This window comes from Corallococcus sp. AB018 (genome assembly GCF_003986945.1).
In the GTDB taxonomy this organism is placed as follows: Bacteria; Myxococcota; Myxococcia; order Myxococcales; family Myxococcaceae; genus Corallococcus; species Corallococcus exiguus.
In genome coordinates, this window is the sequence record NZ_RAWR01000300.1 from 1 (window position 1) to 9843 (window position 9843).

Below are 9843 nucleotides of genomic sequence, written 5' to 3' on the forward strand. Positions count from 1 at the left end.
TCGTCTTGCCGCGCGCATCCCCCCCAAAGAAGCCCGGCATCAACATCAGCCCCGGCCCGCCCTCGCGCAACGTCGCGAACCTCGCGCGAATCTCCTCCACCCGGGGCGTCGCCTGCAGCGGGTCTCCCGAACACACCAGCGCCTGCCTCGGGTCCACGCTCACGGGCTCCAGGCCCCGTGCCTCCAGCAGCGCCGCGAGCAGCAGACACGACGCCCGCTCCCCCAGCCCCGACAGGTGCGCCAGCACCGATGGCGAGCACTCCCGCAGCAACCCCACGCCCTGCAGCAGCCCTCGCAGCTCGACGCCAAGCGCCACCAGCCCCTCCGCCAGGGGCCGCGTCTGCGCGGGCTTCAGGTCCACGCTCAGCACCTTCGCGATGGCGGAGTGCGTGTCGTCGAACCGGGCGCAGGCCTCCTGCACGGACTCGCCCTCCTGCGCCACCTTCGCCGCCTCCACCAAGAGATTCGTGATGCCCGACACCGCGGACGCCACCACCATCACCCGCTCGGCCTTGCGCGCCTCCTCCACCAGCGCCACCACTCCGCGTATCCGTTCCGCATCTCCGACACTGGTGCCACCGAATTTCATCACGCGCATGACACGGACTCCTTCCGGAACGACGGGACTCGGTGGCTGGGGCGGCACATCGGAAGCGGCGTCATGCGGGTCCTCGGGGGTGACGACTGGCAGATGGGGCAACGAAAAAGCCCCGCGCTCGGGAGGAGCGCGGGGCCGGGTTCGGAAGGAGGGACCTTCAGGAGGTCCACTTCGGAAGTCAGGCGGTCCGCGCTCCGCGAGGAGTCAGGCCGGTGCGAGTGCAAGTCTCGGTCATCACGGTCTGGACGCGCGCGCCCACGGAGGACGTCGTCCCCTCGTGCCGCTGGCTGTTCCCGCTGCGTCCAACCATGGAGTCTCCATCCTAGCCGCTTCCGCGCTCCAAGGTCAGGGGGCAGGCAACCAATCCCCCGCTCCACGGTCCCCACCGTGGTGCATGCGGCCAGGGCTGCCGACATTGAGCGTGTGTGAGCTGTCCCACCCCCTTCAGGAGCAACCCATGGCCACCCGCAAGAAGAGCGACACCGCCCACAAACCCGGCTTCGCCAAGGACCGCGTGGAGCGGGGGCTGGAGGCGGACGACACCAAGCCCCTGTACGCGGACGACGCCAAGCACTCCACCGAGGAGCAGAAGTTCGCCTTCGACAGCGACGCCCCCGTCGGCGGGGATCGCAACAACCCCCAGAGCGTCCTCGATGACGTCGACGACGAGGAGCGCGAGGAGCGCGGCCGCCTCAGGGCCGAAGCCCGCCAGGAAGAGAACGAGCCCACCCGGGAATGAAAAAAACCGGGGCCCCGACACCCACGTCGGGACCCCGGCTTCAACATCTCGAAGTGAAGCGCTGCGCTACTTGGACGCCGGCGTCTCTTCCAGCGTGAGCTTGCCCAGGTTGAGCGGCGTCACCTGCTCCTGGATGACCAGCGGGTCGCCCACGAGCACCACCTGCATGTTGGCCGGGTCCAGGTAGGACTCGGCCACGCGCTGCACCTCCGCGGCGCTGGCCTTCTCCAGTCCCTCCACGGTGCGCTTGAACTCATCCATCGGCCGGCGGTGGAAGTAGAGATTCGCGGCGCTGACACCCAGGCCCTCCACCGTCTCGAAGGCGCCCGGGAACGCGCGGATGAGGCCTTCGCGCGCCGCGGCCAGCTCCTTCTCCGTGATGGGGTTGGACTTGATGCCGGCCAGCTCCTTGATGAACTCGTTGAGGGCCGGACCCGTCACGTCCTTCCGCACGGCCGCGTACGCGGTGAGCGGTCCCACGCCCAGGCGCGTGCCCAGGTGCGCGTTGGCGCCGTAGCTGTAGCCCTTGTCCTCGCGGATGTTCATGTTGAGCCGGCTGCCGAAGAAGCCGCCGAACACCGTGGTGGCCAGCTCCAGCGGGAACTCGTCCGGGTGGCCCGTGGCGAGGCCAGGACGGCCCACCAGCACCACCGTCTGCTCCAGGCCCGGCTTGGGCACCACGCGCACCAGTTGACGCGGCGGCGCGGGCGGCGCGGGCGGCGGCTTGGGAGCCACGGCCCCGCCCTTCCACCCGCCGAAGTACTTCTTCCCCCACTCCACTGCCTGCTGGAGCGTCACGTCGCCGGTCATGATGAGCGCGGCGGCGCGAGGGCCGGTGTTCTTCGTGTAGAAGTTCTTCGCGTCCGCCAGCGTGAGCGACTCCACCGTCTTCGGCGTACCGCCGGACGTGTGGCCATACGGGTGGTCCGCGCCGAACACGGCCTGGTAGTAGGCCTGCTGCGCCAGGAAGTTCGGGTCGCCCATGCGGCGCACCAGCTCGCCCAGCTGCTGCTTCTTGCGCCGCTCGAAGGCCTTCGCGTCGAAGGTGGGCCGCAGGACGACGTCCGACAGCAGGCTCATCGCCGCGTCCACGTTGGTCGTGAGCACGCGCGCGCCCACGAAGGCGCCGTCCGGGTCCACCGACATCGCGGGCGACACGCCCAGGTCCGCGAACGCGTTGTCCAGCGCCACCGTGTCGCGCTTGCCCGCGCCCTCCAGCAGCATGCGGTAGGACAGGTCCGCGATGCCCAGCTTCGCGGCGGGCTCCTGCGACCCGCCCGCGGCGAAGGCGATGCCCACGAACACCAGCGGCAATTCCTTGCGCGTGCTGACGATGACGGTGAGGCCGTTGTCCAGCTTCGCCTGCTCGAAGGTGGGCAGCACCAGCTCCGGCGGCTTGCCGGGCTTGGGCTGCTGGTCGCGGAACGCCTCCGCGTCCGGAGCGGGTGTCTGGGATTGCTGCGCCGTGGGGGGCGTCTCGGTGGGAGGCGTCTCCGCGGGCTTCGTGGTGGCGCAGCCGGCGACGGACAGCGTGAGGAGGGCAGTGAGGATTCGGCGGTGCATGACTAGCGGGCCTCCTTGCCCGGGGCGGAAGACGGCGCGGCCTTGTCGGCGGACGGCACCGCGTGGAGCACGACGCGCGCGTCCGGGCGCAGCACGTCGTTGGCGAACTGCTTCACCGCGTCGGGCGTGACGTCCTGGTAGCGCGCCAGGTCCTGCGCGACGTAGCTGGGCTCGCCCACGAACTGGTTGTAGCTCTGGAGCGTGTCGGACTTGCTGCCGGAGCCGCCCACCGCCTGCAGACCCGCCAGCTGGCGCGTGTCATAGCGGGTGCGCGCGCGGACAATCTCCTCCTGCGTGACGCCGTCCTTGCGGACCTCGTCCAGCACCGCGTCGATCTCCTTCTTCAGCGTGTCCGTGGTGACGCCGGGCCGGGCCACCGCCTCGATGGAGAAGACGGACTGCGCGCCCTGGCTCTGCTGCACGGCGTCCACGCTCTGCGCCAGCTGCTTGTCCAGCACCAGCCGGCGGTACAGGCGGCTCGCGCGGCCCGTGCCCAGCGCGGTGGCGAGCACGTCCGCCGTCGCGTCCCCGGGCTTCAGGTACGGGGCGGTGAGCCAGGACATGGTGAGCAGGGGCAGCGTGGCCACCTTCTCGTCGTGGCGGATGACCGTCTCACGCGTGACCTTCACCGGCTTCACGTCCGGACGCTGGGGCCTGGGTCCAGAGGTCAGCGTGCCGAAGTACTTCTCCACCAGCGCCTTGGCCTTCGCGGGGTCGAAGTCGCCCACGATGGCGAGCGTCGCGTTGGAGGGCGCGTACCACTTGCGGAAGAACCCCTTCACGTCATCCACCGTGGCCGCGTCCAGGTCCTTCATGGATCCAATCACGTTGCCGGAGTACGGGTGCGGCGCGGGGAACAGCGCCTGCCACGCCTTCTCCTGCGCCTCGCCGTAGGGGGCCGTCTCCACGCTCTGGCGGCGCTCGTTCTTCACGACCTCCTTCTGCGTATCGAGCTTCTTCTGCGTGAGCGCGTCCAGCAGGAAGCCCATGCGGTCGCTCTCCAACCACAGGGCCGTCTCCAGCAGGTTGCTGGGCACGGTCTCGTAGTAGTTGGTGCGGTCGAAGCTGGTGGTGCCGTTGAGGTCCGTGGCGCCCGCCTGCTCCAGCAGGCCGATGTGCACGTCGTCCGGCACGTGCTTGGAGCCCTGGAACATCATGTGCTCGAAGAGGTGCGCGAACCCGGTGCGGCCCGGCTGCTCGTCGTAGGCGCCCACGTGGTACCAGATGTTGACGGCCACCACGGGCAGCTTGCGGTCCACGGAGAAGATGACCTCCATGCCGTTGGGCAGCGTGTACTTCTCATACGGGATGGCCAGGTTTTCGCGGCCGGGCTCCAGCGGCTTCGCCTCGGGGGTCTGAGCGAGCGCCGGAAGCCCCACGAACAGGGCCGCTGCGGCGAGGGCCTTCAATCGGGACAAGGTTCCTCCACGGTTCAGGACGTTCTCTCGCGCGCTTAGCACGCGCCCCGGGGCCTGTAAGCCGGAAGGAGACGGGGTGGGCCCGGGGGTGCCGGGTGTTGCTCGCCGTGCGACACTGCGGCCATGAGCCTGGAGGTGCCCCTCTCCCAGCAGGGCCGCTGCGCGGTCCACCCGGACCTGCCCGCGGGCGGCACCTGTTCCCGCTGCGGGAGCTTCTTCTGCGCGGACTGCGCCACGTCCGTGGCGGGCCTGGGCGTGCGGTTGTATTGCACGGCCTGCGCGGCGCGCCCGGACGTGAACTACCTGGAGGCCCTGCGCCAGCGCTATTGGGGCCGGCGCGATGACTGGGCGTGGGTGGTGGGAGGCGTGACGCTGCTGCTCTGCGTGGCCACCGCCGCCGCGCTGGCGCAGTGGGGGCTGCGCGCGACGAAGTCGTCGTTGTTCACGCTGTTGCTGCTGTTGCCCGTTCCGGTGGGCGTGGCCTTCTTCCTGGGCCAGCGCTGGGCGCGGCACGCCATGCTGGTCACGCCGTTGGTGATGGCCGTGGCGGCGGATGCCATTAACCGGGATGGGCGCTTCTTCTACTTCCTGTGCGCCATCCCCGGGGTGCTCACCGGGCTGCGCATCCACCGGGACGTGCGCAACCAGCTCTTCTTCCGGCTGCCGGTGTCGCCCGGGGCGCTGAAGTTTCTCTGGGACCAGCGCTTCAACAACCCGATGGCGCATCAGGCGCTGCGGTTCGGCTTCGGCTCGGTGCTGATGCCCCTGCTCTCACCCATCGCGGTGATTTGCGGCGCGGTGGCGCTGACACGCGTGGACCCGGCGGCGACCCCGCCCATTGGCCGCCAGGGCCAGGCCATTACGGGCCTGGTCCTGGGGCTGGTCAGTCCGCTGCTGTGGTGGTTCGTCCTGCTGCCGTGGTTGGCGGACCTGATCCACTCCTGACCGCGGCGGTCAGAAGGTGCGGGACTGCAGCGAGATCCGGGTGCGGATGGTGTCGCGCACCCGGTCCCCGGCGCCCTGGCACTCGCCGCGCGCTTCGTCCAGGCGCAGCTCTGAGTCTGTCCGGGGCAGGTCCCCGCCCAGGAAGCACGTCCCCAGCGGCAGCTCCTTCAGCCAGACATCCTGGTTGAACATCACGCGCAGGGAACCCCCCTCCTCCAGCGTGAGGTCGTAGGCGGTCTCGAAGCCCAGCGCCGTGCCCTCGGGCAAGGTGAGGTTCATGTCCCAGCCCCGCGAGTCCTGGGTCAGGCGGGTGTGGGCATTCAAACCGTTCTTCCCCAGCACGAAGTCCACCCGCCGGTAGATGCCGGGGGGCACCCGCGGTCCTTTCACGTCATTCCAGGGCTCCCCAGTCCCCAGGTCGATGGAGAACGGACCCGCGAGCGTGACCGTGCCCGGGGCATCTCCCGACTGGACGCACCCGGTGCCCTCCGGGAGCTCGTCCTCCACGTCCTCGCAACGCAGTCCTCCCCCCAATTCCAGACGGATGTCCGCAATGTCGGCGGTGGCGAACTCCAGCTGGAAGGCCGATCCGTCACCCGACTTGATGTCGCGGAGCGAGGGCGGGTCCGTCATCGCCCGGACTCCCGAGGCCGGGACCGCCAGGGAGCTCCCCTGGAGGAACGAGTGATTGAGCGCGAAGTACAGCCGGGGATGGCTGTCACCGCAGCCGGACAGCCCCAGGGACATCAAAGACAGACACAGCCAACGTGAGGTCATGGACATGGGTTCACCGGTGGGAAGCGAGGTACATCCGGGTGCTGGCTTCGATGTTCTGTTTCACGCGCTCGGCGGCGCCCGCGCACGCACCCGTCCCGCTCTCCAGGCGCAGCGTGGTGCCGTCCAGGGTCAGGTCTCCCAACGCCAGACAGCTCGCCACGGGGACGCCGTCGAGCCACGTGGTCAGGTCCAGGCTGCCCACCACGACGGGGTTTTCGGCGTCGCTGAGGTCAAAGGGATGCCGCGGCTCGAAGCGCAGGGCCGCGGTGGACGGGAAGGCCACTGTCAGGACATGGCGCTGGTCCTCCCAGGTGAAGCTCGCGGCCATGCTGAAGCTGGGGAGCGAGGGCGCGTTCTGACCCAGGCGGGCCTCGATGCGGGAATAGGTTCCCTGGGGGATACGGAGCGTCCAGTCCGGGATGATCGTGGCGCTCAGCCAATTCACGTCGAGGGGCTCCCGTACGCTCAACGTCCCGGGCTGTCCATCCGCCGCGTCGGTGCAGGTCATCAACGGGGCCAGCGGGTCCTCGTAGTCCGAGCACTCGCGCCCGGACGGCAATTCCAGACGCACGTCGAACAGCGTGGCGTTGGCGGACTCGACCGTGAACTTGAGACCGTCGTTCGAGGAGAAGGTGGGCGACGCGAGCGGGGCGTCCATCGTCATCCGCCGGGACGGCGAGGCCTCCGCCGTCAGCGGACGCATGTAGGTCGACGGGTTGATGCCGAAGCGCAGCTCGGTGGTGTCCGAGTCGCTGTCACAGGCAGACAGACACAGCACGGCGACAGCAAGGCCGGAGGCACGCAACCAGGGGATGGAGGGCATGTCGGAAGCAACGCGTGAGGGGGAGCGCCTCCGGCCGGGCGTCCCGATGCGCGGACCCCGGAGGGCCCACGAAGCCACAGCATGCCCGAAGCCCGGGGAAATGGACAGACACCCGCGATGGTGGCGCATGCCAGCGGACAGACCGGTGCCCACGCTGAAGGAGGAACCCCACAGGAGAGACGCCATGGCAACGCAACGAGTGAGCGACGTGATGACATCCGACGTGGAGGTCGTCCGCCCGTCTGATTCCCTGAGGGTCGCCGCGGAGAAGATGCGCCTGCTGAACGTGGGCCCCATCCCCGTGTGTGATGGCGACCAGCTGGTGGGTATCGTCACGGACCGGGACATCGTCATCCGCGCGGTGGCGCAGGGACTGGACGCCGAGCGCACCCAGGTGGCCCAGGCGATGACCCGGGGCGTGGAGTTCGTCTACGACGACGACGACCTCACCCAGGCAGCCCAGAAGATGAGGGCCTCGCAGATCCGCCGCATCCTGGTGTTGAACCGGGAGAAGCGGTTGGTGGGCATCCTCTCGCTGGGGGATGTCTCGGCGGAGCTCAGCGACCAGGAGAGCGGCAGGACGCTCGAGGAGGTCTCCGCCCCGTCACAGCCGGCCGCACCCTGAGACGGCTACATGCCGCCGAGCTTCGTCTCCAGCTCCGACAGATCGCGGTGCACGGCCGCGTCCGTCTCCCGCAGGCCTTCGACCTTGCGCACTGCGGAGATGACGGTGGAGTGGTCCTTGTTGAAGCGCGAGGCGATCTCCGGGAAGGAGCTCTTCGTCAGCTTGCGGCTCAGGTACATGGCCACCTGGCGTGCGTGCGCGAGCGCCTTGTGGCGCCGGTCCTCCTTCAGCGCTTCGACCGTCACCTTGTAGAAGCGGGCGACCTCGCGCTGGATGGCGTCCACGTCCACGGCGCGCTGCGCGGGCAGGATGTCGCGCAGCACCTGGGACGCGAACTCCTCCGTCACCGGCTGCTTGGTGAGGCTGTGCATCGCGGACAGCTTCACGAGCGCGCCTTCCAGTTCACGCACGTTCTTCTGCACGTGCTTGGCGATGAAGTGCGCCACGGGGTCCGGCAGGTCGAGGCCCTCCTGCTCCGCCTTCTTCTGGAGGATGGCGACGCGCGTCTCGTAGGAGGGCTCGCGGATGTCCGCCATCAAGCCCATGGCGAAGCGGCTGCGCAGGCGGTCCTCCATGCCGGGCACTTCCGCGGGCACCATGTCGCTGGTGAGCACGATGGCCTTGTTGAGGCCGAAGAGCGTCTCGAAGGTGTAGAAGAACTCCTTCTGCGTCTCCTCGCGCTTGCCCAGGAACTGGATGTCGTCGATGAGCAGCACGTCGCACTCTTCGCGGAACTTCCGGCGGAAGTCCGTCATGCGGTGCTCGCGCACGCTCTCCACGTACTCGTTCGTGAACTGCTCGCTGGAGAGGTAGACGATGCGCTGGGTGGGGTCCTTCTCCCAGATGTGATTGCCCACCGCCTGGAGCAGGTGGGTCTTGCCCAGGCCGGTGCCGCCGTAGATGTAGAGCGGGTTGTAGTTGTGGCCCGGCCGGTGGGCCACGGCCTGCGCGGCGGCGGCGGGGAGCTGGTTGCTGTCCGCGACGACGTAGGTGTCGAAGGTGAAGCGCGGGTTGAGCCGCGCGGGCCGCAGCGAGTTCACCTTGACGATGGGCGTGGGTGGCAGGTCCGCGGACGGCGGGATGCCGACGACGACCTCATAGGCGACGCGGCCCAGGGACGGCTCCAGCCGGGCCAGGTGCGTCTCCAGCATGGCGCGGTAGTGGTCATCCACCCAGTCGCGGAAGAAGCGGTCCGGCACGCCCAGGACCAGGGCGTTCTCGCGCACCTCCATGGGGCGCATCCGCTCCAGCCAGGTGAGGGCGTAGTGCAGCCCCTCCTGACGGATGGCTTCCAGCGTGCGGGTCCAGATGACGCCGGCACTGGGAAGCGAAGGCGAAGGGGCTTGGGCGAGGGCGTTCACTTGGAGGCTCAGGGACGGCGCGGAACGAGGGAACCCGCGGGCGTTCGGCGGTGCTAACACCCGCTCTCCGGCTGATCAAGGAACCGGCCTGTAGCACGGATCAGCGGGGCGTCCTGGCGGGTGGGGATGATCACTCCCGGTGGATCCGCTTTTTCGCCTCTAGCGCGAGCCGTTCCGGTGGGTTGTGCGAGGTGGTCCGTGGAGCCACCTGAACGGATCCACCGGTGTGTCCGGGACGTCCTGCGCTGGACGGATGGCGGAGGTCCGTCCGTGGCCCTCCCCTGCTCCCGGCAGCATGGGAGGGAACCCTCGAGGCCTGGGAGCGGCGGGATGTGTGAACCGCATCGTGGAGCGGGGCTGACGCGCAGGAGCGCGCTGTTCGCGGGGGCTCTGCTCCTGGGCGCGGGATGTCTTCGACGGGGGACGGTGCCCGTGCGCGAGACGATGTCACAGGACACGGGGAAGGCGGGCCGCCGCTACCTGGTGAAGGGCGGCGTGGTGACGCTCATGGAGCGCAGCAACGTGGACACCGTCATCGTGGCCGGACAAGTCCGCAAGTGGCGCGGGGCGCTGGTGGACGTGGACCTGGAGGGCCTGCGTCAGCGGGTCACCGCGTCCCGGGACTTCCTGTTCGAAACATCCGGCGTGCCGCGCCGGTTGTTCTGAAGGGACCTTGCGGCCTCCGCACGCGCCGGCTCATTCCCGCCCCAGGCCCCAGTTACGGTCCGGGTCATTGTGGCGATTGTTGGCGTACAGGCTTTTCTTCTGAATCTTCTGGGCCGTTCCGTCAGCAGAAACCCACGAGAAGGTGACATCGGAGTCGTGACTCTTCCCAGAGTTACTCCACTGGCTGAACACCCCCTTGGTGGGTCTGGATCCGATCCTGAGCGAGGGATGAGCTGACAGGCCATCGAGCGGCCGTGAGCCTGCGCATCGGCACGATGGAAGGCGTCTGGTGGGTTACCTCGATGGAGGTGGCAAGATGCCGAAGGTG

Annotated in this window: 9 protein-coding genes and 1 pseudogene; 4 read left to right on the plus strand and 6 right to left on the minus strand. The window is 69.0% G+C overall.

Annotated features, from left to right (window positions below; genetic code table 11):
* Nucleotides 1-598, minus strand: a pseudogene (locus D7Y11_RS39105) (bifunctional aspartate kinase/homoserine dehydrogenase I); the annotation flags it as partial.
* 457 nt (nucleotides 599-1055) lie between these two features.
* Between D7Y11_RS39105 and D7Y11_RS39110 the strand changes: the two are divergent.
* A complete protein-coding gene (locus tag D7Y11_RS39110) occupies nucleotides 1056-1337 on the plus strand; it encodes a hypothetical protein (RefSeq protein ID WP_120576139.1) in 282 nt (93 codons plus the stop codon).
* A 66-nt stretch (nucleotides 1338-1403) separates the two neighbouring features.
* Here the strand turns inward: D7Y11_RS39110 and D7Y11_RS39115 are convergent, their stop codons facing one another.
* Nucleotides 1404-2900 carry a pitrilysin family protein gene (locus tag D7Y11_RS39115; protein ID WP_126936224.1) on the minus strand — a complete coding sequence of 499 codons (1497 nt, stop codon included), beginning with the start codon at nucleotides 2898-2900 and terminating at the stop codon, nucleotides 1404-1406.
* A gap of 2 nt (nucleotides 2901-2902) precedes the next feature.
* Entirely contained in the window at nucleotides 2903-4309 is a 1407-nt protein-coding gene (locus D7Y11_RS39120) for a pitrilysin family protein (protein WP_120576137.1), read from the minus strand.
* 132 nt (nucleotides 4310-4441) lie between these two features.
* On the opposite strand from D7Y11_RS39120, the gene D7Y11_RS39125 reads away from it, so the two are divergent.
* Nucleotides 4442-5263 carry a DUF4190 domain-containing protein gene (locus D7Y11_RS39125; RefSeq protein ID WP_126936225.1) on the plus strand — a complete coding sequence of 274 codons (822 nt, stop codon included), beginning with the start codon at nucleotides 4442-4444 and terminating at the stop codon, nucleotides 5261-5263.
* Between the two features lie 9 nt (nucleotides 5264-5272).
* Here D7Y11_RS39125 and D7Y11_RS39130 read toward each other — a convergent pair whose 3' ends face one another.
* Together D7Y11_RS39130 and D7Y11_RS39135 are read right to left on the minus strand one after the other, a co-directional pair.
* Nucleotides 5273-6040, minus strand: coding sequence for a hypothetical protein (locus D7Y11_RS39130; RefSeq protein ID WP_126936226.1), 768 nt, complete (start codon nucleotides 6038-6040; stop codon nucleotides 5273-5275).
* A 10-nt stretch (nucleotides 6041-6050) separates the two neighbouring features.
* Nucleotides 6051-6863, minus strand: coding sequence for a hypothetical protein (locus D7Y11_RS39135; RefSeq protein ID WP_120576134.1), 813 nt, complete (start codon nucleotides 6861-6863; stop codon nucleotides 6051-6053).
* Between the two features lie 184 nt (nucleotides 6864-7047).
* Here D7Y11_RS39135 and D7Y11_RS39140 point away from each other — a divergent pair, with 184 nt between their 5' ends.
* Entirely contained in the window at nucleotides 7048-7488 is a 441-nt protein-coding gene (locus D7Y11_RS39140; protein ID WP_120576160.1) for a CBS domain-containing protein, read from the plus strand.
* 5 nt (nucleotides 7489-7493) lie between these two features.
* Here D7Y11_RS39140 and dnaA read toward each other — a convergent pair whose 3' ends face one another.
* The gene (gene dnaA / locus D7Y11_RS39145) at nucleotides 7494-8849 is read right to left on the minus strand and encodes a chromosomal replication initiator protein DnaA (RefSeq protein WP_120576133.1); all 1356 of its coding nucleotides are present in this window, start codon (nucleotides 8847-8849) and stop codon (nucleotides 7494-7496) included.
* Nucleotides 8850-9179: 330 nt separating this feature from the next.
* On the opposite strand from dnaA, the gene D7Y11_RS39150 reads away from it, so the two are divergent.
* Entirely contained in the window at nucleotides 9180-9515 is a 336-nt protein-coding gene (locus tag D7Y11_RS39150) for a hypothetical protein (RefSeq protein ID WP_126936227.1), read from the plus strand.
* Nucleotides 9516-9843: the final 328 nt, after the last annotated feature.